This is a genomic window from Sphaerobacter sp. (assembly GCF_019683595.1).
Taxonomy (GTDB): Bacteria; Chloroflexota; Chloroflexia; order Thermomicrobiales; family Thermomicrobiaceae; genus Sphaerobacter.
Genome location: NZ_JADGHZ010000047.1, coordinates 1 through 21,567, shown reverse-complemented (window position 1 = coordinate 21,567; position 21,567 = coordinate 1). Strand labels below are relative to the sequence as shown.

The 21,567-nt window shown below is 68.0% G+C and carries 20 protein-coding genes; 10 read left to right on the top strand and 10 right to left on the bottom strand.

Going from position 1 to position 21,567, the window contains the following annotated elements; all coding sequences use genetic code 11:
- Window positions 1-261: 261 nt before the first annotated feature.
- From IRZ30_RS07300 to IRZ30_RS07290, 3 genes are all read right to left on the bottom strand, one after another.
- Window positions 262-2,754 carry a heavy metal translocating P-type ATPase gene (locus IRZ30_RS07300; RefSeq protein ID WP_294084233.1) on the bottom strand — a complete coding sequence of 831 codons (2,493 nt, stop codon included), beginning with the start codon at window positions 2,752-2,754 and terminating at the stop codon, window positions 262-264.
- 150 nt (window positions 2,755-2,904) lie between these two features.
- Entirely contained in the window at window positions 2,905-3,219 is a 315-nt protein-coding gene (locus tag IRZ30_RS07295) for a metal-sensitive transcriptional regulator (protein ID WP_294084232.1), read from the bottom strand.
- A 145-nt stretch (window positions 3,220-3,364) separates the two neighbouring features.
- Window positions 3,365-4,849 carry a thioredoxin-like domain-containing protein gene (locus IRZ30_RS07290; RefSeq protein WP_294084231.1) on the bottom strand — a complete coding sequence of 495 codons (1,485 nt, stop codon included), beginning with the start codon at window positions 4,847-4,849 and terminating at the stop codon, window positions 3,365-3,367.
- A 426-nt stretch (window positions 4,850-5,275) separates the two neighbouring features.
- Here IRZ30_RS07290 and IRZ30_RS07285 point away from each other — a divergent pair, with 426 nt between their 5' ends.
- From IRZ30_RS07285 to IRZ30_RS07270, 4 genes are all read left to right on the top strand, one after another.
- Entirely contained in the window at window positions 5,276-6,805 is a 1,530-nt protein-coding gene (locus IRZ30_RS07285; RefSeq protein WP_294084230.1) for an ABC transporter substrate-binding protein, read from the top strand.
- Window positions 6,806-6,901: 96 nt separating this feature from the next.
- Window positions 6,902-7,837, top strand: coding sequence for a carbohydrate ABC transporter permease (locus tag IRZ30_RS07280; protein ID WP_294084229.1), 936 nt, complete (start codon window positions 6,902-6,904; stop codon window positions 7,835-7,837).
- A complete protein-coding gene (locus IRZ30_RS07275; RefSeq protein WP_294084228.1) occupies window positions 7,834-8,685 on the top strand; it encodes a carbohydrate ABC transporter permease in 852 nt (283 codons plus the stop codon). The genes IRZ30_RS07280 and IRZ30_RS07275 overlap by 4 nt, the downstream gene beginning before the upstream one ends.
- Before the next feature lie 276 nt (window positions 8,686-8,961).
- A complete protein-coding gene (locus IRZ30_RS07270; protein WP_294084227.1) occupies window positions 8,962-10,335 on the top strand; it encodes an aspartate aminotransferase family protein in 1,374 nt (457 codons plus the stop codon).
- A gap of 180 nt (window positions 10,336-10,515) precedes the next feature.
- Here the strand turns inward: IRZ30_RS07270 and IRZ30_RS07265 are convergent, their stop codons facing one another.
- The 5 genes from IRZ30_RS07265 to rplU form a co-directional block, all read right to left on the bottom strand.
- A complete protein-coding gene (locus IRZ30_RS07265; protein WP_012872288.1) occupies window positions 10,516-10,758 on the bottom strand; it encodes a ferredoxin family protein in 243 nt (80 codons plus the stop codon).
- Between the two features lie 229 nt (window positions 10,759-10,987).
- The gene (locus IRZ30_RS07260) at window positions 10,988-11,155 is read right to left on the bottom strand and encodes a hypothetical protein (protein WP_294084226.1); all 168 of its coding nucleotides are present in this window, start codon (window positions 11,153-11,155) and stop codon (window positions 10,988-10,990) included.
- A 277-nt stretch (window positions 11,156-11,432) separates the two neighbouring features.
- Complete coding sequence (rpmE, locus tag IRZ30_RS07255) at window positions 11,433-11,765, bottom strand: 50S ribosomal protein L31 (protein WP_294084225.1); 333 nt, start codon at window positions 11,763-11,765, stop codon at window positions 11,433-11,435.
- 40 nt (window positions 11,766-11,805) lie between these two features.
- On the bottom strand, window positions 11,806-12,099 hold the full coding sequence (gene rpmA / locus IRZ30_RS07250; RefSeq protein ID WP_294084224.1) for a 50S ribosomal protein L27: 294 nt from the start codon (window positions 12,097-12,099) through the stop codon (window positions 11,806-11,808).
- A gap of 42 nt (window positions 12,100-12,141) precedes the next feature.
- The gene (gene rplU, locus IRZ30_RS07245; protein WP_012872284.1) at window positions 12,142-12,453 is read right to left on the bottom strand and encodes a 50S ribosomal protein L21; all 312 of its coding nucleotides are present in this window, start codon (window positions 12,451-12,453) and stop codon (window positions 12,142-12,144) included.
- 385 nt (window positions 12,454-12,838) lie between these two features.
- Here rplU and hemC point away from each other — a divergent pair, with 385 nt between their 5' ends.
- From hemC to hemA, 5 genes are read left to right on the top strand one after another with little or no spacing between them, the layout of a single operon-like run.
- A complete protein-coding gene (gene hemC, locus IRZ30_RS07240; RefSeq protein WP_294084223.1) occupies window positions 12,839-13,774 on the top strand; it encodes a hydroxymethylbilane synthase in 936 nt (311 codons plus the stop codon).
- Window positions 13,775-13,782: 8 nt separating this feature from the next.
- Window positions 13,783-14,589, top strand: a complete 807-nt coding sequence (locus IRZ30_RS07235; protein WP_294084222.1) for a uroporphyrinogen-III synthase — start codon at window positions 13,783-13,785, stop codon at window positions 14,587-14,589.
- A complete protein-coding gene (gene hemB, locus IRZ30_RS07230; RefSeq protein WP_294084221.1) occupies window positions 14,586-15,623 on the top strand; it encodes a porphobilinogen synthase in 1,038 nt (345 codons plus the stop codon). Before IRZ30_RS07235 ends, hemB begins: the two co-directional genes overlap by 4 nt.
- 35 nt (window positions 15,624-15,658) lie before the next feature.
- The gene (gene hemL, locus IRZ30_RS07225; protein ID WP_294084220.1) at window positions 15,659-16,942 is read left to right on the top strand and encodes a glutamate-1-semialdehyde 2,1-aminomutase; all 1,284 of its coding nucleotides are present in this window, start codon (window positions 15,659-15,661) and stop codon (window positions 16,940-16,942) included.
- 23 nt (window positions 16,943-16,965) lie between these two features.
- Window positions 16,966-18,234, top strand: a complete 1,269-nt coding sequence (gene hemA / locus IRZ30_RS07220; RefSeq protein ID WP_294084219.1) for a glutamyl-tRNA reductase — start codon at window positions 16,966-16,968, stop codon at window positions 18,232-18,234.
- A 516-nt stretch (window positions 18,235-18,750) separates the two neighbouring features.
- Here hemA and IRZ30_RS07215 read toward each other — a convergent pair.
- The gene (locus IRZ30_RS07215) at window positions 18,751-19,470 is read right to left on the bottom strand and encodes an RDD family protein (RefSeq protein WP_294084218.1); all 720 of its coding nucleotides are present in this window, start codon (window positions 19,468-19,470) and stop codon (window positions 18,751-18,753) included.
- A gap of 206 nt (window positions 19,471-19,676) precedes the next feature.
- Entirely contained in the window at window positions 19,677-20,186 is a 510-nt protein-coding gene (locus IRZ30_RS07210) for a hypothetical protein (RefSeq protein ID WP_294084217.1), read from the bottom strand.
- Window positions 20,187-20,668: 482 nt separating this feature from the next.
- On the opposite strand from IRZ30_RS07210, the gene IRZ30_RS07205 reads away from it, so the two are divergent.
- Window positions 20,669-20,869, top strand: coding sequence for a hypothetical protein (locus IRZ30_RS07205; protein ID WP_294084216.1), 201 nt, complete (start codon window positions 20,669-20,671; stop codon window positions 20,867-20,869).
- Window positions 20,870-21,567: the final 698 nt, after the last annotated feature.

Here is a 21,567-nt window from a genome sequence, read left to right as displayed (position 1 = left end):
TATCTTCAGCCTCTTCCTGGGCTTCCTGTTCACCACGGGTATTGGGGTCGAGCTCCCCGATCTCCAGGAGTTGATCGACCGCGTCATCTAGTGGCCGGGCCTCGTGCCTGGCTTTGTGCGGTCTGATGTCCCCTGGGAACTGGCGCCGATGCGCAGTGGCGCTCGCCCCGGGAACACGCGCCACGCTCGCGAGCAGGTCCGTTCAAGGGCGATAGAAGGAGAAGAGGCCGGGCGATACATCGCCCGGCCCCGTTATGCTGGCTAACTCGACGTCGGGCGGGATGCGAACCGGCGCAGGCGCAGGGAGTTGGTCACGACGAAGACGGAGCTGAAGGCCATGGCGGCGGCGGCGAACATCGGGTTCAGCAGGCCCAGAGCCGCGATCGGGATGCCGATCGTGTTGTAGATGAACGCCCAGAACAGGTTCCACTTGATCGTGCGGACCGTCCGGCGTGACAGGGCGATGGCCGTCACGACGCCGCGGAGGTCGCCCCCGACCAGCGTCACGTCGCTCGCCTCAATGGCGACATCGGTGCCCGAGCCGATGGCGATTCCGACGTCGGCCTGGGCCAGCGCCGGGGCGTCGTTGATACCGTCCCCGACCATCGCGACGCGGTGGCCTTGCTCCTGTAGCCGGCGCACCTCGTCGGCCTTGTGTCCCGGCAGGACCTCGGCCAGCACCCGCTCGATGCCGACCTGCCGGGCGATCGCCTCGGCGGTGCGCCGGTTGTCGCCGGTGATCATGGCGACGTCGAGCCCCATCCGCTTGAGCGCGGCGATGGCCTCGGCGCTCCCCGGCTTGACCGTGTCGGCCACGGCGATCACCCCGGCTGGCCGGCCGTCGACCGCGACGAGCATGGCGGTCTTGCCCTCGGCCTCTAGCCGCGCGGCATCCGCCTCCAGACCGTCGGGGGCGATCCCGTGGTCGCGCAGCAGCTTGCGAGTGCCGACCAGGACCGGACGGCCCTCGACCGTGCCGGTGATGCCGTGCCCGGGGACGGCGGTGACGTCGGTCACTGGGGCGCTGAGGTCGATCCCGGCTTCACGTGCGTGCTGAACGATGGCCGCGCCGAGCGGGTGCTCGCTGCGCTGCTCGACCGCAGCGGCGAGGCGCACCAGTTCGGCGGCAGGGTCGGCCGCGCTGTTGAAGCCGGAGGCCGGGACGACGTCGGTGACGGCGGGCTTGCCGCGGGTGATGGTGCCGGTCTTGTCGAGCACCACCGTGGTCAACTCCCGGGCGCGCTCGAGCACCTCGCCACCCTTGATCAGGACGCCCAGCTCTGCCCCTCGACCGGTCCCGACCATGATCGCGGTCGGCGTGGCCAGCCCCATGGCGCAGGGGCAGGCGATGACCAGCACGGCGACGGTCGCCAGCAGGGCGTGGGTCAGGTCGCCGGTCAGGAGCATCCAGGCGGCGAAGGTGAGCACGGCGATAGCCAGCACGGCCTGAACGAAGACACTCGCCACGCGGTTCGCCAGCCCCTGGATCGGCGCCTTGGATCCCTGCGCCTGCTGGACCAGGCGGATGATCTGCGCCAGGGCCGTGTCGCGCCCGACCTTGGTCGCGCGGAAGGTGAAGCTCCCGCTCGTGTTGAGGGTGGCGCCGATCACCTCATCGCCTGGACCCTTCTCGACCGGCAGGCTCTCGCCGGTCAGCATGCTCTCGTCGACCGCGGAGCGGCCCTCGATGATCCTGCCGTCGACGGGGATCTTCTCGCCGGGGCGCACGACGACGAGGTCCCCGGCTCGCACCTGGCTGATCGGGATGTCGATCGCCTCGCCGCCGCGGATCACCCGCGCCGTGCGTGGTTGCAGGCCGAGCAGCTTCTTGATGGCCGAGGAGGTCTGGCCCTTGGCCCGCGCCTCGAAGTACCGCCCCAGCAGGATCAGGGTGATGATGACCGCAGCGGTGTCGTAGTAGATCTGATCCATGCGGCCGAGAACGAGCGTTCCCACCAGGGAGTAGCCGAAGGCGGCGGTCGTGCCGAGGCTGACCAGGGTGTCCATGGTGAACTGGCCGTGCCGCAGGTTCTTGAGTGCCGCCCGGTGGAAGCGCCAGCCGAAGTACGCCCAAACCGGGAGCGCCAGCGCCAGCAGCACGTACTCCACGTTCATCAGCGACATGAAGAACATGTTCAGGATGACGGTCGGCACGGTGAGGACGGCCGCGCCGATCACGTCCCGGCGCAGGCGGGTGAGCTCGCGCCGGCGTCGGGCCTCGTCCTCATCGGCCGTGTCGCTGATTTCCTCCGGCTCGGCGATGACCTCGGCGCCGTAGCCGCCGGCCTGCACCGCGCGGAGGATCTGGTCCAGGCTCACCCGCTCGGGATCGTAGGTGACGCTGGCCCGCTCGGTTGCCAGGTTCACGCTGGCTGCCTCGACCCCGTCGAGTCGCGTCAGAGCCCGCTCCACCCGGCGCACGCAGGAGGCGCAGGTCATGCCGGTGATGGCGAGGTCCACGGCGGCCGTGTCGTGTGGCGTCGTCTCGTGTTCGGTTGCTTCGACCTCTGCTGTGTAGCCCGCTTGCTCGACGCGCTGCACCAGATCGTCTACCGAGACGCTTGCCGGGTCGAAGGTCACGGTCGCGCGCTCGGTCGCGAGGTTCACCTGCGCGGCGGTGACGCCGGGCATGCGCTCCAGCGCGCGCTCCACCCGCCGGACGCACGACGCGCAGGTCATGCCGCCGACCAGCAGTGTCGCCGTGGCCTCCGGTCGCGCCTGCGCGGCGCCGCGTGGTGTGGTGGTTGTGGTCATACGTTCGATTCCTTCTGCGTCAGGCGTGATGCGTCACACGTCATGCGTCATACGTCACCCGTGGTGCTCCCCTCTCCCCTGGTGGGCTCCGTCCGAGAGGGGCCGGGGGTGAGGGGGACGGTTGACGCATGACGCATCACGTCCTGATCCCTACCCCACGCTCTTGGTGAAGCGGTCGATCGCCTCGGTCAGCTCCTGGATCCTGGCCTCCTTTTCGTCGTCCGCGGCATTGATGACACAGCCGCGGATATGGTCCTCCAGGAGCAGCAGGCCGATGCTGCGGGCGGCGGCCATGATGGAGGACAACTGGGTGAGGATGTCCACGCAGTACTGGTCCTCCTCTACCATGCGCTGGACGCCGCGGACCTGTCCCTCCATGCGCCGCAGCCGGGTCAGGATGCGCTGCTTGTCATGCTGATACGAGTCGACCTGCTTCGGCTTTTCGATGATCGGCTTCTCGGTCACGTACTTCCCCTCCTGCGCGGTGCACGCTCTTCATGCCCAATTATACCCCCTGGGGGTATCTATGTCACGCCACGCACGCAGGTGCGGCGGGGAATGCGCCGGCGTGGTCCGTGGATTGGCGCGCGGCGCCCGGCGCCGCCATGCGTCACAGCGTCAGCGCGAGCGTGGTGACGGCGCCGGTGGTGGTGTCGGCCACGCGGATGGCGTGGTTGTTGGTGTCGGCGATGTAGAGCCGGGACCCGGCCAGGGACAGGCCGCCCGGCTCGTGAAAGCGAGCCGCCGTGCCGGTCCCGTCGGTGTCGCCGGGCTCGCCGTCGCCCAGCCACGTTTCACAGCGCCGGGTGGTCGGGTCGAGCCGCTTGATCTTGTGGTTGTAGCTGTCGGCAACGTACAGCACGCCGTCCCCGTACGCGACGGCAAGCGGGTGTTGCAGGCGCACCTCGTCGCCGGTGCCGTCCACGTCGCCGAAGTCGAAGAGGCCGATCCCGACCAAGGTCCGCACTTCGTCCCCGGGCGGGAAGGTGACCGTGCGGACGGCGCTCGTCTCGCTGTCGGCGACGTAGAGCACGTGGCCGTCGGTGGCCAGCCCGCTCGGCTGCGCCAGCCAGGCGCGCTGGAGCGTGTGGTCGCGGATCGCTTCCCGACCACTGCCGGCGTAGGGGCGCAACTCGTCCTCGTCCAGGTCGAGCGCCCAGATCTGGTGCATCCCCGCCATGGCGATGTAGAGGATGCCGTCGTGGAAGACGAGATCCCACGGCGAGCGGAGGTCGACGGCGCGGGCGGCTCCGGCCCGGGCGTAGCTCCAGCCGAGTTTGCCGGTTCCGGCGATCGTCTTGACCGTGCGGGCGGCGAGGTCGACCCGGCGCACGACGTGGTTGCCTGTGTCGGCGACGTACAGGGAATCACCGTTGAGGGCGAGGCCCTGCGGGTCGTGGAAGGCCGCGGTCGCCGCCGGGCCGTCGCGCAGCCCCGCCTCGCCGGAGCCGATCACCCAGGCATCGCTGCCGTCGAGCCGGGCGACGATCAATCGGTGGTGGCCGGAGTCGGCGATGATGAGGCGGTCGGTGGCGGAGTCGGCGAGCACCTTCCCCGGGAAGGCGAGCGTGCCTGCTGGCGGTGCCATGGGCTGCAAGCCGGGGATCGGGCTGCGGTCGATCAGCCCCTGCGCGTCGTACTGATCGACCAGTTCACGGACGACCCGCGCCAGGTCGTCGGCGGACGCCTCTCCTTCGTGCCGACCGATGACGCGTCCTGCCGGGTCAATAAACATCAGGGTCGGCCAGGCCCGCACGGCGTAGCGGGTCCAGACGTCGAGGTTCGCGTCGTTGAAAACCGGGTGGTGGACGTCGTAGCGCTGAATTGCCGCGCGCAGGCTCTCACTCCGGCGCTCGGCTGGGAACTTGGGGGAGTGGACCCCGATCACGACCAGCTCATCGGGGAAGCGGCGCTCGAGCTCCCGCAACTGCGGGAGGATGTGTAAACAATTTATTCAACAATAGGTCCAGAAGTCGAGAATGACGATCTTGCCCAGTAGGTCCTTGATCTCCAGCGGGCGGGTGGTGTTAAACCAGTCGCCGGGTGGAAATTCAGGTGCCCGTACCGTGCCTCGATACCCGCTATAATCAACCATGGGTCACTCCGTTTCGTGGCCCTGTGGGCGAATGGAGGTGTTTCATACTTCTCGCGAGCGCCATGCCGCAGTGCCCCATCCGCGATTGTACGACAGTTCACGGCACAAAATCTGCGGATCGACCCTGGACGCTTGCCGATCTGCTTTGCGCGCTATTCCCGCTTCGACGTCGTATGGGTACGCCCTTCCTCCCGCTCCGGCGACGCGGCGGGTCGGTCGGTGGAGGAGACGCGGGCTAATGGAGAGTACCGCCAGGAGGCGTGACCGCCCCGGCGCTGATCCAAGGCGCGCATCGGCCCCGTCGGAACGATGCTGCGGTACACCGCTGCTGGATCCGGACGCCGCCACGCGCGGTCCCCCTCCACTCCACATCGCGATCGAATCGGTGGGCTCGTTTCGAGCCGGGACATGTAGGAGGAGACACTCGTGACGATTCACGATCGCAGGTACCAGGACCTGTATCGCGCGGCTCTTTCGGGACGGCTTAGCCGGCGCGACGTGCTGCGCCGGGCAACGGCTCTCGGATTGTCGATGCCCGCGGTCGCTGCGCTCCTGGCCGCGTGCGGCGGCGGTGGCGGCGGCAGCGAGGCGACGTCCACGACGTCCGGTGGGGCGGCGACCACGCCGACCACGGCCGCAACGCCTGCTGAGTCGCCGGCCGCGTCTCCGACGACCTCGGCCGCGGCAACTCCGTCCGGCTCGCCCACGGGCGGGGCGACCTACACGCTCGAGACGCCGCCTGAGGTCTTCAACGCCGATGCCGCGAGCCAGTACAGCGGCCAGACGATCACCTACTACGGCGATACCGTCGGCATCGGTGGCGAGCTGGATCAGCAGCTCGCACGAGCCTTCACCGAGGCGACGGGTATCAATATCAACATCGTGCCCAAGCCGCAGAGTTCAACCGAGAACTATGCGACGTACCTTCGCCTCTTCCAGGCGCAGTCGCCCGACATGGACGTCATGATGATCGACGTCATCTGGCCGGGCGCCTTCGCCCAGCACCTGCTTGACCTGACCGACGCATTCCGCGAAGAGGCGGCGCAGCACTACGAGACGATCATCCAGAACAACACCGTTGATGGGAAGCTCGTGGCCATCCCCTGGTTCGCCGACTTCGGCATGCTGTACTACCGCACCGATCTCCTCGACAAGTACGGCTTCAGCAACCCACCGGCGACGTGGGATGAGCTGGAGGAGATGGCGCGGACGATCGTCGAAGGGGAGCAGGCGTCCAACCCCAACTTCGGCGGTTTCGTCTTCCAGGGCAACGCCTACGAGGGTCTGACCTGCAATGCTCTGGAGTGGCTCGCCTCGACCGGCGGTGGCACCCTGATGGATGAGCAGGGGAACATCACCATCAACAACCCCGAGGCGATCGCGATGCTCAACCGGGTCCGCGGTTGGATCGGCACGATTTGCCCGCGGGGCGTGACGTCCTACCAGGAAGAGGACTCGCGCAACGTCTTCCAGGGCGGTAACGCCGCGTTCCTGCGCAACTGGCCGTACGTCTACGCGCTTGCGACGGGCGAGGACTCCCCGATCAAGGGGAACGTCGGGGTCGCTCCGATCCCGGCGGCCGAGGGGCAGGATCACGTCGGTACCGTGGGTGGCTGGCAACTGGCCGTGTCGCGGTACTCGCGAGTCCCGGAGGCGTCGATCGAGTTCGTGCGCTACATGACCAGCCCGCAGGTGCAGTCCTACCGGGCGCAGGTGGGCTCGTTCGTCCCGACGATCCCGTCGGTGGCGGGCGAGGCGGCCGTGCTCGAGAAGATGCCGTTCCTGGAGCCGATGCAGGAGGTGGTACGCGTTACCCGGCCGTCCACCCAGACCGGCGAGCGGTACAATCAGGTCTCGACGGCGTTCTTCCAGGGCGTCAATGCGATCCTGAATGGCCAGGACGCCGCGCAGGTCGTGCCGCAGACGGCACAGCAGATGCAGCGCGCCGCGGGCTAGGCGCCACGCCGAGGGATCGGTACGGTGCCGCGCGTGGTGCGCGGATGAGGACGGGGGCGGGCGCCTGTCCGCCCCCAGGATCGAACGGAGGCCGGAATGGGCGGCACCGCGGTCGAGGAGAAGGAGCTCGCCGTCCCGAAGCGCCCGCGCCGGGTGCTCGATCTGGCCGAGCGGCAACGGCGGCTCGCCTGGATCCTTCTGCTCCCCACCGTCGCGGTTGTCGCGGCGGTCGCGTTGGTCCCCCTCGGACAGACGATCTACTACAGCTTCACCAATGAGCGCCTTGGGAGCTTGACTCCGGGCGAGTGGGTCGGCCTGGAGAACTACCGCTTCCTGGTGCAGGATACGACCTTCCGCAGTGCAATCTGGGTGACGGTGAAGTTCACCGTCATCACCGTGGTGTTTGAGTTCATCCTGGGGCTGCTGATCGCGCTGGTGGTGAACTCGAACTTCCCGGGTCGCGGGCCGATGCGGGCGGCGATGCTGGTACCCTGGGCCATCCCGACCGTGATCTCGGCCCAGATGTGGAAGTGGATGTACCACGACGTCTACGGCGTCATCAACGACCTCCTCGTGCGCCTCCACATCATCGACCACAACGTGGCCTGGTTCTCGCAACCGAGCACCTCACTGTTCGCAATAGCCTCAGTCGACATCTGGAAGACGACCCCCTTCGTCGCCCTCCTCCTCCTCGCCGGACTGCAGGTCATCCCGACCGACGTCTACGAAGCGGCGACGGTGGACGGGGCGAGCAAGGTCCAGCAGTTCTTCCGGATCACGCTGCCGCTGCTGCGGCCGGCGATTGTGGTGACGCTGATCTTCCGCACGCTGGACGCGCTGCGCGTCTTCGACGTGTTCTACGTCGTCTTCGGCACCCGCCTGGATACCCAGACGATGGCCATCTACGCGCAGCAGAACATCGTGGCGTTCGCCGATGTCGGCTACGGGTCGGCCATCAGCCTCGGGATCTTCGTGATCATCGGGATCTTCGTGGTGGCCTACGTGACGACGCTGAAGGTGGAGCAGGCATGAGCGGGTCGAAATCGCGCATCCTCTCACGGATCGGGTTTTACATCCTGCTGGCGATCATCGTCGTCTACCTCATCTTTCCGTTCTACTGGGTGATCCGTTCGGCGATCGTGCCCAATTCCGTGCAGTTCACCACGCCGGTCGTCTACTGGCCGGACGATCCAACCTGGGACAACTTCCGCACGGTCCTGACCGACCGGCGCTTCCTCCGCTCGCTGCTAAACTCGGCGATCGTCGCCGGCACGGTGACGCTGCTCTCGCTCGCGATCGGGGCGTCGTCGGCGTACGCGCTGGGGCGGTTCCAGTTCCGCGGGCGCACGCCGGTGCTGTACATCGTGCTGGCGATGACGATGTTCCCGGCGGTGTCGGTGCTCGGCGGGTTGTTTACGCTGGTCAATGAGTTCCACATGTACAACTCGCTCCGAGCGCTGGTCTACAGCTACCTGATTTTCACCCTGCCCTTCACCGTCTGGGTGCTGACGAGCTTCTTCCGGCAGATGCCGAAAGACCTGGAGGAAGCGGCCTACGTGGATGGGGCGACGCCGTTCCAGACCTTCTGGAAGGTGCTGCTGCCCCTCTCGGCACCGGGGTTGGTGACGACCGGCCTGCTGGCGTTCATCGCCGCCTGGAATGAGTTCCTCTACGCGCTCTCGTTCTTGCAGACACCGGAGCACTACACCATCACCCTGGCGATCTTTAACTTCTCGCCGCAGACCGGCGGCGGGTTTGAGATCCCCTGGGGACCGATGATGGCGGCGACGGTCGTGGTGACGATCCCGCTGATCGTCCTGACCCTGATCTTCCAGCGGCGCATCATCCAGGGCCTGACCGCCGGGGCGGTCAAGGGGTAGCACCTGCGGCCGCCCGCCTCCTATCCAGAAGCCAGTAGCGCGGGCGTGTCGCCGAGCCCGATGCACAGGGAAACGGCGGCATGGGCGGAGCGAGACGCCCGTGCTGCCTGGCTACGGCTTACCCTCTTGACGCAACTCGCTGCATGGACCATGCTGTGCCAGCCTGTCGTATAGCCGCGCCGGGATCGGCGCGGCGAATGAGTATCCTGGGGCGCCTCGTTACTCGTCTGGCATGGCGTGCCCACCAACGGGGCGACCGTCAGAGAGGAGTCTAGGGTGCAGGCAGAGGAGCGGTTCACACTCGACAAGAGCCGCGCGATGTTCGAGCGCATCTCGAAGTCGATTGCCGGTGGCGAGAGTTCCTACGCGCGGCTGAAGAAGGGCCTGGAGCTCTGCTTCGATCGGGGCCAGGGCTCCCGCTTCTGGGACGTCGACGGCCACGAGTACATCGACTACAGCCTCGGCTACGGCCCGCTCATCTTCGGGCACAACCCGCCGGAGGTGACGGCCGCGGTCGTCGAGGCGATCACCACGCGGGGCAGCGTCGCGACCTTCCCCTATGACCTCGACTATGAGGTCGGGGAGCAACTGGTGCAGATGGTGCCGGGGGTCGACAAGGTGCGCTTCGCCAACTCCGGCACGGAGGCGACCATGGCCGCGGCGCGGCTGGCACGCGCCTACACTGGGCGCAACAAGATCGTGCAGATGGAGGGCGGCTACCACGGGTTCGCCGACACGCACTACTGGAGCAGCCACCCGGATGTCTACTCCGAAAACCCGGCTCCCTACAGCCCGGAGCCTCGGCCGGGTTCGCGCGGCATCCCCCCGTCTTATGGGGAAGCGCTGCTGATCGCCCAGTACAACGACCGCGAGAACATGGAGATGCTGTTCGACCGGTACGGCGACGACATCGCCGCGGTGCTGGTCGAGCCGATCCAGGCCAACAGCGGCCTGATCCCACCCGAGCCGGGCTACCTGGAGTTCCTGCGCGACATCACGCGACAGTACGGGGCGCTGCTCATCTTCGACGAGGTGATTACCGGCTTCCGGGTCGCTCCCGGCGGCGCCCAGGAGCTCTACGGGGTGACGCCCGACATCACGACGATGGCTAAGGCGCTCGGCGGTGGCTACCCGATCGCGGCCTTCGGTGGCTCCGAGGAGGTCATGGACCTGGAGGCGCGCAACGAGGTGATGCATGGCGGCACCTACACCGCCAACCTGGTGGCCCTGGCCGCGGCCAACGTCGTGCTGCGCACCATGCGCGAGCGAAAAGACGAACTCTGGGGCCGGCTGAACACGTTCGGCGAGCGGATCTGCCAGGGTATCGGGGACGCCTGCCGTGAGGCCGGGCTGCGGAACATCGTGCAGGGCGTCGGGCCGATCTGGCACATCTTCTTCGCCAAGCCGGGAGCGCCGGACCTCGACCGCATCCGCAACTACCGCGACGCGCTGGCGTACACGAGCGTCGATATCTTCGATCGCTTCCACGAGGAGATGCTCCGCCGGAGCGTCTACTTCCACCCCTACCACCTGGAGCGCTGGTTCCTCTCGACGGCGCACGACGAGCGGGACGTGCAGGAGACGCTGGAGGCGGCAGCCGATGCGGCCGAGGCCGTGGCGGCGGAGCTGCGCGCGGAGGGGAAGCTGTAGGGGGTAGCGGCCCTCACCCCAACCCCTCTCCCAACCCTGGGAGAGGGGAGCTGGGAAGAGATCCTTCGACTCGGACGGAAACGCCGGGACCGGCGCTCAGCGGTCCCGGCGCAGTCGCAGGATGTCAGGTCACGAAACGAGGTGTGCCCGTATCCGGTACCAACCGGTGCGGGCCTCCACTTACTTCTGGAAGTACTCGCGGTTGATGCGCAGGAAGTCGGCCCACTGCTCGGGCAGGTCGTCCTCAAAGAAGATGGCCTCCACCGGGCAGACCTCGGCGCACACGCCGCAGTCGATGCACTCGTCGGGATTGATGAAGTACTGCTCGGCCTCGTCGTCGGAGTGGATGCAGTCCACCGGGCACACCTCAACGCAGGAGGCATCCTTGAGCCCGATGCAGGGCTGCGCAATGACATAGGTCATTCGTGAGTTGTCCTTTCTGTAGCGGGCGACCGATGCCCGAGGACCGCATGGGACCGCGAGCCAGCGCTCCGTGCACCTGGCCGCTCCGGGGGTTCAAGTATAGTGGGCGCGGCCGCGCAGGCAAGGGGTTCGGCGGCCTGGAGCGGGCGAGGATCCCGGTGCGGCGCACGGAAACGGGCGCGCCGAGGAAACACCGGACGCGCCCGTTGGGTGAGCAGCGGATCACGCATCAGGACTTGAACTGGCCACGCGCGTAGAGCCACTTCACGAAGCGCAGATGCTGCCACTCACGGCGGGTATCCACGTACTCGATATAGGGATAGGCATCACGCAGCTCACGCAGGCGGGCGATCTCTTCCGGCGAGAAGCCCTCGCGTTGGAGCTGCAGTTCGCTCATCTCATTGGGTCGTGGTGAGACAGACAGGGGTCCGGGCATCGTCTCTTCACTCCTTGCGTGTGATGATGAGGGGTGCGGCGCTGGCCCGGTGTGAGGGGCGCCGCGGTGCGCTTCGACCCCTCTCACTGAGTATAACGCATGGCGGCGGAAGATGGATCCATTGCGCCATTACGCAACCGTGACAATAGTCCCGAAAAACCATCGGCGCGTGCAGGTATCCGCACGCGCCGATCTTGGTCACGGCTCGTTGAACCGTCGCACGCGACGGATACCCGTGTTAGCTCGCTGGCTCCCCTTCGGGGGTGTCCTCATCGGGCGTGACCAGGAGCTGCTGCTCTTGCCGCTGGTTCCGCGCCCGCTGCTCGAGCTTCCTCTGCCGCCGCTCCGCCTTCTTCTTGCGAGGCGTCTCGGAGGCGGCCTCCAGGCGCTTCATGAAGCGCTCCACCTGGCCGGCCGTGTCGACGATCCGCTGCTCACCGGTATAGAACGGATGGCAATTCGGACAGAGGTCGATGCGCAGGAGCGGCTTGGTCGACCTCGTGTTCCAGGTATTGCCGCAGGAGCAGATAACCGTCGCGTCCTGGTAATTGGGGTGAATTCCCGGCTTCATCAGTGTTTGTTCCTCGTGCGTTGCGCCGATTGGTCGGTGCTTAGTCCGCGGCGGCCGCCTCGGTCGAAGCACCCGTCTCGGCCAGCGGGTAGACGCTGACGCGGCGCCGGTCGCGGCGGATCCGCTCCCACTTCACCGTGCCGTCGATGAGGGCGAAGAGGGTGAAGTCGCGACCCATGCCGACGTTGTTGCCCGGGAAGTACTTCGTCCCGCGCTGGCGAACGAGAATGGAGCCGGCGCGGACGACGTTACCGTCGTAGCGCTTGACACCCAGCCGCTTGGACTTGCTGTCGCGCCCGTTCCGGGAGCTGCCCATTCCCTTTTTGTGCGCCATGTCTCTCCTCCGTGCCTTGGCTCCCGCAGGTGCGGCGTCGCGTCAGGCGACGATCTCCTTGATGGTCAAGCGGGTCAACTGCTGGCGGTGCCCCTGCTTGCGCCGGTAGCGCTTCTTGGGCTTGAACTTGAAAACGATGACCTTCTTGCCCTTGATCTGATCTTCCACGCTGGCGACGACCCGGGCGCCTTCGACGACCGGCGTGCCCACGCGCACATCCTCGCCGTCAGCGACCAGGAGCACCCGGTCCAGGGTCACGTCAGTTCCTGGCTCGGCGTCGAGGCGCTCGACCTCAATACGATCGCCGACCGCTACCCGGTATTGCTTCCCGCCAGTCTCAACTACCGCGTACACTGAGCGTCCCCCCGCGTGATCCCGGCAAAACAAAAGCCGTGGACGCCGAACCCACGACCCGTAATCCTATCAAATGCCTGCCAGCATGTCAAACAGCCCGGCAGCGCGACACGGCGACCGGGCGGCCGCCGCAGCGCGCTGAATCATACCACGTGTGTATGCGCGATGCGCCTTGACACCCCGCGACAGCGGCACGTAGAATGAAAACGATGTTAAGGTTTGCACAGATTTAGGCAACTTTGCCGAGAATCTGTGCGCCGGTCCGTCTCGCCCGCATCGGGCGCGGATGCGCTCACCGCGAAGGGATCGGAGCCCTCCTCATGATTCACCCCGGCTCGAAGTGCCCCGTCGAGCCTGCCAGGCACCCCGAAGGGGAGGTGCGGCCGTGACTTCCGTCCCGTCGCCTCGGCTCCAGGTGCGTCTGGGCACCCGCGGAAGCGCACTGGCGCGGGAGCAGACCCGCCGCGTGATGGCTGCCCTCGCTGACCTGCGCCCCGATCTCGAATTCACGGAGACGATCGTCAGCACCGCGGGCGACCGCGATAAGCGTACCCCATTGGCCGTCATCGGGGGGCAGGGAGTCTTCGCCCGAGAGCTCCAGTCCGCGCTCCTGGACGGCACGATCGACGTGGCCGTGCACAGCGCCAAGGATCTGCCGACGGAGCCGGTGCCGGGCCTCGTCATCGGCGCCTTTTTCAGCCGCGAGGATGCGCGGGACGTGCTGGTCTCGCGCGACGGCCGCTCGCTGGCGGACCTGCCATCGGGCGCGCGCGTCGGGACCAGTTCCCGCCGCCGCCTGGTCGCGCTGCGGCGTCTGCGGCCTGATCTCGAGGCGGTCGAGCTCCGAGGAAATCTCGATACGCGCCTGCGCAAGGTGCGCGAGGGTGAGGTGGACGCGGCGATCCTGGCCGCCGCCGGGCTGCTGCGCATGGGCTGGCAGGACCAGATCACCGAGTTCCTGTCGCTGGACGACTTCGTCCCGGCGCCGGGCCAGGGGGCGCTGGCGATCGAGTGCCGCGCGGACGATGCGGCAGTGAACGACCTGCTTGCTGCGATCAACGACCCCGCCGCGGCGCTCGCAGCGCGGACCGAGCGGGCGTTCCTGCGCGCGCTCGGCGGTGGATGCCGCTCCCCGATCGGCGCCCACGCCACGGTCAGCGGCGAGACGGTGACGCTGCGGGTCATGCTGGGCGACGAGGCGATGACCCGCGTGCGCTTGGCGACCTGGACGCTGCCGGCGGCTGAGGCGGAGGCCCGTGCCGGGGCGCTGGCTGTTGAAGTACAGCGCTCGCTGGCGAGCGCCGATCCGCTGCCGGTGTGAGGGCGATCATGGGAGGCGACGTCGTCTCGGAGGAGTCTGCGCGCGGCCCACTGGCGGGGCTGCGGGTGCTGGTCACCCGTGCCGCGGGTCAGGCCGGCGACCTCAGCGCTCGGCTGCGGGCCGAGGGGGCGGAACCGGTGGAGATGGCGGTGATCCAGATCGTCCCACCGGATGACCTCGCACCCCTGGACAACGCGCTACGGCGGCTGCACGAGTACGACTGGGTCCTGTTCACCAGTAGCAACACGGTTGACGTGGTGTTCGCCCGGCTCGACGCGCTGGGCCTGGATGCCGGTGCGTTCGATCGTGCCCGCGTGGCGGCGATTGGGACAGCGACGGCCGAGCGCCTGCGCGCGCGGGGGGTGCGCGTCGACTTCGTGCCGGACCGGTTCATCGCCGAGGCGCTGCTGGTGGGGCTGATCGCACGAGACGTCGCCGGGAAGCGCGTGCTGCTGCCCCGCGCCGAGCAAGCGCGGGATGTTCTGCCGAACGGCCTGCGCGCGGCGGGCGCGACGGTCGACGTCGTCGTCGCGTACCGGACCGAGCTCCCGCCCGATGCGCCGGGGCTGCGTGCGCTGGAGGCGGGGGAGATCGACGTGGTGACACTGACCAGTTCCTCGACGGCGCGCAACCTCGTGGCGCTCGCGTCCGGGCGGGTCGACCTCATCAACCGCGCGCGGGTCGCTTGCATCGGCCCGATCACCGCCGCGACCGCGCACGAACTGGGTCTGCGGGTCGATCTGGTCGCCGAGGAACACTCGATTCCCGGCCTGGTTGCCGCGCTGGTGGCGGATGCAGAGAGGAGCCGCGCATGAGCCTGCCCGATCCGAGCGAGATGTCGTTCCGCCGCTTCCGCCGGTTGCGCCGGACGGAGGGCCTGCGACGCCTGGTGCGCGAGACGCGCCTGTCGGCGGACGACTTCATCTATCCCCTCTTCATCACCTATGGGCATGGGGTGCGCCGCCCGGTGCCCTCGATGCCGGGCGTCGACCAGATCAGCGTCGATCAGCTCCCGGCCGAGGTGGAAGACCTGCGACGGCACGGCATTGGCGCGGTGCTGCTCTTCGGTATCCCGGAGACGAAGGACGCTGTTGCCAGCGGCGCCTACGACGAGCACGGCGTGGTGCAGGAGGCGGTGCGGGCGATCAAGGCGGTCGATCGCGATCTCGTGGTCATCACCGATGTCTGCAACTGCGAGTACACCGACCACGGCCACTGCGGCATCCTGATCGACGGTGAGGTGGCCAACGACCCGACGCTGGAGCTGCTGGCCCGGACCGCCGTCTCACAGGCCGCAGCGGGGGCCGACGCCGTCGCGCCGTCGGACATGATGGACGGGCGAGTGAAGGTGATCCGGCGCGCGCTGGACGAGGCTGGGTTCACCCAGACGCCGATCATCTCCTACGCCGCGAAGTACGCCTCCGCCTTCTACGGTCCCTTCCGCGACGCCGCCGAGTCGACACCGAGCTTCGGCGACCGGCGCTCGCACCAGATGGACCCGGGCAACCGGCGTGAGGCGCTGGCGGAGATCGCCACCGACATCGAGGAGGGGGCCGACGCCATCATCGTCAAGCCGGCGCTGCCGTACCTCGATGTCGTGGCCGAGGCGAGGGCGCGCTTCGACGTGCCGGTGCTCGCCTACAACGTGAGCGGCGAGTACAGCATGCTGAAGGCGGCCGCGCTGAACGGCTGGATCGACGAGCGGCGCGCGGTGCTCGAGGCCTTGACGGCGATCAAGCGCGCCGGTGCCGGGGCGATCATCACCTATCACGCCAAGGAAGCCGCGCGCTGGCTGGCCGAAGAGGCCGGGGCGCCGCTCGCAGCGCGGGTCGCCGGGCAGGGAGACTGACACAGGTGGAGGCGGGGTCTATTGGAGGGCAGGGGATGACGCGTTCGGAGCGGGCATTTGCCGAGGCGCAGCGCTACATGCCGGGCGGGGTGAACAGCCCGGTGCGGGCCTTCCGGGCCGTGGGCGGCACGCCGCCCTTCATCGCGCGGGGGCAGGGCGCGCGCCTGACCGACATCGACGGCAACGTCTACATCGACTACGTCTGCTCGTGGGGGCCGCTCATTGCCGGTCATGCCCACCCGGCCGTCACCGCGCGGCTGCACGAGGCGGTCGACCGGGGCACCAGCTACGGCGCGCCGACCGAGGCCGAGACGGAGCTGGCGCGGCTGGTGGTCGAGATGGTGCCGTCGATCGAGATGGTGCGCTTCGTCAATTCGGGCACCGAGGCGACGATGTCCGCCCTCCGGCTGGCGCGCGGCGCCACGGGCCGGGACAAGATCGTCAAGTTCGCCGGCTGCTACCACGGGCACGCCGACGCGCTGCTGTCCACCGCCGGATCGGGCGTGCTGACGCTCGGCATCCCGAGCGGGCCGGGGGTCACCGCCGGGACCGCGGCCGATACCATCTCGCTGCCGTTCAACGACCTCGACGCCGTGCAAGCCGCCTTCGCGGAGAGCGGCGACCAGATCGCGGCGGTGATCGTCGAGCCCGTTGCGGGGAACATGGGCATCATCCCACCGGCCAAGGGTTTCCTCGAAGGGCTGCGTGAGATCACCCGAGAGCACGGCGCGCTGCTCATCTTCGACGAGGTCATCACCGGCTTCCGGGTGGCGCCGGGCGGGGCGCAGGAGCGCTACGGCGTGCTGCCCGACCTGACCTGCCTGGGCAAGATCATCGGCGGTGGGCTGCCGGTCGGGGCCTACGGCGGGCGGCGCGACCTGATGGAGCAGATGGCGCCGCTGGGACCGGTCTACCAGGCGGGCACCCTCTCGGGTAACCCGCTGGCGATGGCGGCGGGTATCGCCACGCTCGAGCTGTTGCGCGAGCCGGGCACGTACGAGCGGCTGGAGGCGCTCGGTGCCCAGCTCGCCGAGGGGATGACCCGCGCCGCCGAGGCGGCGGGTGTGCCGCTGACCGTCAACCGGGTCGGCTCGATGCTGACCGGCTTCTTCACTGAGGGGCCGGTCACGGACTACGCCAGTGCCACCGCCGCCGACACGACGCGCTACGCCCGTTTCCATCAGGCGATGCTCGCGCGCGGGGTCTACCTCGCGCCGTCGCAGTTCGAAGCCGCCTTTGTGTCGCTGGCGCACACACCCGAGGACCTGGAGCGGACCGCCGAGGCCGCGATGGCGGCGATGCGGGAGGCGGCGGCCTGACGTCGCCGGAGGACGAGCACGGCATGATCCTGTCGCACCTGACGCTCCTGGCTGTGACGCACCGCAGCGCGCCGCTCGACGTGCGCGAGCGGCTGGCGTTCGACGACGCGGCCCTCGGTGCGCTGGTGGCTGATCTCCAGCCGGTCGCGGAGGAGATCGTCCCCCTCGTCACCTGCAACCGGACGGAGATCTACCTGCTCGGCCGGTCGCCGGACGCCGCGGCCCGCGCCCTGCCCCTCATTGCCGCGCGGGCGGGGCTGCCGGCGGACACCCTCGCGACCCATACCCGTTGCCTGACCGGGACGGACGCAGCGCGCTACCTGTTCCGCGTCGCGGCGGGGCTGGAGTCGCTGGTTGTCGGCGAGCCGCAGATCCTTGGGCAGGTGCGCACGGCCGCGGAGTGGGCGCGCGGCGCCGGGGCGATCGGACCGATCCTCTCGCGGCTCTTCACCTACGCGGTCGTCGCGGGCAAGCGTGCCCGCAGTGAGACCGCGATCAGCCGCGGCGCCGGGTCGGTCAGCCACGCGGCGGTCGAGCTGGCACGCTCGATCCTGGGTAACCTGGACGGCCGGCGGGCGCTGGTGGTCGGCGTCGGGGAGATGGGGCAACTGGTCGCGCGGAACCTGGTGGCGCACGGTGCGCGCGACGTCGCCGTCTGCAACCGCTCGCCGGAGCGTGCGGCACTCGTCGCCCGCGAGATCGGCGGCCGCGTCGTGCCGTGGGAGGACCTGGACGCGGCGCTGCGTGAGGCCGATATCGCCGTCACCGCGACCGGCGCCCGCGAGCCAGTGCTGACGCGCGACCGGCTGGAGCCGGTGGCGGCGCAGCGGAACGGCCGCCCGCTCCTCCTGATCGACATCGCCGTCCCGCGCGACGTGGACCCGTTTGCGGCCACGCTCCCCGGTGTCTACCTCCGCGACATCGACGCGCTGCACGACATTCGCGAGGAGAACCTCCGCGAGCGGCAGGAGGTCATCCCCCAGGTCGAGGCGATCATCGAGGAGGAGGTCGCCGCCTTCACCACCTGGTGCCACGGCCGCGAGGCCGTGCCGGTGATCCGCGGCTTGCGGGCACGGGTCGAGGCCGTGGAGCAGCAGGAGGTGGAGCGCGCCCTGCGGCGCCTCGGTCACCTCAGCGAGCGCGACCGGGAGGTCGTCCGCGCGCTGGCTCACGGACTGGTCAACAAGATCGTGCACGAACCGGTCACGCGCCTGCGCGAGGCCGACCCCGAGACCCGCGACGACTACGCCCAGGCCCTGACCCACCTCTTCGACCTCGACGTGCGGTCGTAGGATCCGGTTGGCGCACGTCTGGCGTTACGACGTTCGACGAATTGGCCCGGTAGACCCGCGGGCAGCCTGCGACCACAGGGCTGAGACCCAGGTGATCGGGTGCTCAATGCCCGGCCCGTGCCCGGGGCTCAAGCCGCCGGGCTGAGAAGGCGAAGCCCACTGATGGGGCTGGGGGACGCCGCGTCCGGTTGGCTGCCGGATTGGATACGCCTGGATGTCGCCATCACAGCTCCTTCAGTGGGCTTACCCACTATTCAGCCCGGCGGCTTGAGCCCCGGGCACGAACCGATCGGCGGGATACGTTACACCACCTACCCCTGGCCCCGAACTACCGCGGGATCCTTCGCACCACCCAACCCGTGCCGCGACGCCGGTGCGGCACCGACCCCGGCGCGGCTCACGCCGCGCCATACCAAAGCGGCGGCTCGGGCCGCCGCACTCCAAAGCCGGCTTTCGTTGTGAGCTCGGGGGTTTACCCCCGGGTATGCGCTTCCGCACCAGGATCCGTAGAGTCCATCACCGCCGGCGGCGCTTGCGGTTCTTGCGATTGGGAAGTGGCTCCGCCTTTGCGGGCGATGGCTCTGGCGAAGTATCGGGCGTTTCGGGTCGGTCGAAGATGACGAGATCCTCGGGGATGTCGATCATCCTGACCACGACGACGACACCTGCCAGGCGATCCTGGAGGGTCTGGCCGCGCGGGTCGAACAGTGCGTAGAGGTGGCTCCACATCCCGGCTATCAGCAGCAAGAACGAGGTGATGAGCAGCGCGTAGCCGGCCGTGGTCTCTGATGTGGCGCTTCTGCCGCTGAGCACGAAGTTGGCAAGGACCAGGAATGCCCCTCCCAGGGTTGCGGCCATTAGCGCCCGGATCAACGCACGTGAGCGGCGAGGAGGCTCGCCGGTCTCCGGGTCGAGGATGCGGAGTTGAAGGATGCGCATGCCGACGGTGCCGCCGCGCGCGACGGTCAGGGTGAAGTATGCGACGACGCCGATCGCGACGACCGCGAGCCAGGCCCAGCCGGCCAGCCCTGCCTCCTCCTCGGCATCGGGACCGGCGAAGGTGTTCCAGAGGAAACTTGATCCCAGGGCCGAGAAGATGAACCAGAAGAAGCAGATGAACCAGTCGATGATGCTGCCCACCGCTCGCGGTATGGCTCCGGCGTAGCGTGCCGCCCGCTTGCCGTCGGGAGTCCGGTAGACTCCTTTCCCGAGTAAGATCTGCGCCGCGGTCGACAAGTGCTCACCCCCACTCAGCGCCCGGACTCGCTTCCTGAGCACAATCATTCACCACGGGCGCGGATGCCAGCAAGGAGCAGGCGCCGAGGAGCGGCCCTCACCCCCGACCCCTCTCCCAACGTTGGGAGAGGGGAGCGATGTACAGAGGACCGGGCGAGGTCGCCAGTGCTTTTGGGTTTCCGCACGTCGAGGCGGAACCGGAATGGTTATGGCGTGCAGGTGGTGACGGAGCAGGTGACGGTGATCCCGGTGAGGACGAAAACGATGCCCAGGGCGAGCAGCCCGGCGGTCGCGGTCAGGTCGCGCCGGAGGCTGGAGGTCTTGCCGCGGTAGCGCCAGACGACGGCGTTGACGATCAGCGCCAGCACGGCGGCGGTGATGACGATCAGGGAGAAGAGGTTGGGGACGACGGCGCGGGCCGCGGTCAGGCGCAGCACGCTGGTGACGATGATCACCAGGACGGCGGCGGCCTCGGTCGCGCCGCTGATGGCGTAGAAGCGGCTGCGCGAGCGGTCGGCGGCGACCGCGTTGGCGGCCCAGCCGCCCGCCAGGGCCGCCACAAGCGCGCCGAAGCCGACCGCCAGGGGCCAGACGACCGCCTCGGGGACCGTCAGCCCAAACGGCGCCACCAGCATCATCCCGGCCATTGCGGCGATCAGCGCCGCCAGGAAGACCACCGTGCCCGCGATCGCGCCGCGGACCCCGCTCCCGGCCATCGACGATCTCCTCCACAGGATACGCTGATGCGGACGGCACGAATGATACCGCGCTGGGCAGCGGCGCTAATCAGGGCTGGCCGGATTGGATGGGCCTACGCTAGGGGATCAACTCTCGTGCCGGCGAGGATCCTCTCCAGGCCGCTTTCTCCTACTCCCCCATATTGGCGAGTACAGCACACGTAGCACGCCGACGAGTAGCATGACCAGGAAAGTGGCGATAATTGCAAAGGCTGCGAAGTCGACGATCCTGTCCATCTCCATGACTCCCTTCAGGCGCGCTCCTGATGCTCTGAGTATCCCACGACGACAGCGTTAGCGCAAGTGCGCGCACGGGAATCGCTCGAAAGAAAAACCGCAGCGAGAGTATTGACTAACAAGCGCGTATGGTCTATGATGAACACAAACCCATCATGGTACAAGTAGTGCCTACCCAGATGTGGTGGTGTACGGATGCATGCTTCCTTGAAAGGAGGTGTGTCATGAGACTGGAGCGTATTCTCATCGTTATTGCCGTCTTGCTCAGCGCGGTGGTACTGCCCCAATCTGCAGTCGCGGCCGGCTCCACCGTTGACGAGCGGTTCATGGACCCTGAGTTCGTGCAGGATCTCGCCAAGCGTCTCACGTCTCCGGGCGGAGACAAGGTATGGGACTCCATGACAGAGAAGGAGAAGGAGTCCTAGATCAAGGCAATGGAGATCGTGAGCGTCACAATCCAAGTCGATGAGGCGGCCGGTCCTGTCGACACGAGGACTAGCGCCTCCTCGCTTGCCGGATCGCGTCAGGGCGGTGACGTGTGGATCCAAGCCTGTTCACCTCAGGTGACCCACTCTGTCGAGGGCAAGACTCTTCTTGGCTTCACAGCCTACAAGATTTGGCAGTACAAGACCTGGTGTTACGATGGATGGAACACCTGGAATGAACAGTGGAGTAAGTCATTCTCGGACGTGAACGCAGCGTTCCAGTTCGTGCAGTGGACCGAGGACCGCGGCTGGTCCTACTGGCACTCCAATGGCGAAACGCACGTATCGCGAGTACAGGCACAATTCTGTAACTGGGTCTTCGGCTATGGCTGTATCTCGTGGTACTACCCGTGGATTGAGATTTACGCAAATCAGAACGGCAGCTGGGTTGGATTGGGCCAACCCCAGTAGGTCGTCTACCGCTAAGGGTACGGCTGAGCTATGGGGCAGCGTATCCGCGCTGCCCTTCCTTTTGTCGTAACCGCGCGCATCCGGGTCCTGGAGCGGGGGCAAGGGCCCGCTCGTGCCGAGTGGGGCCTCGGTCGGCGGCGACCGCGTTGGCGGCCCAGCCGCCCGCCAGGGCCGCCACAAGCGCGCCGAAGCCGACCGCCAGGGGCCAGACGACCGCCTCCGGCACC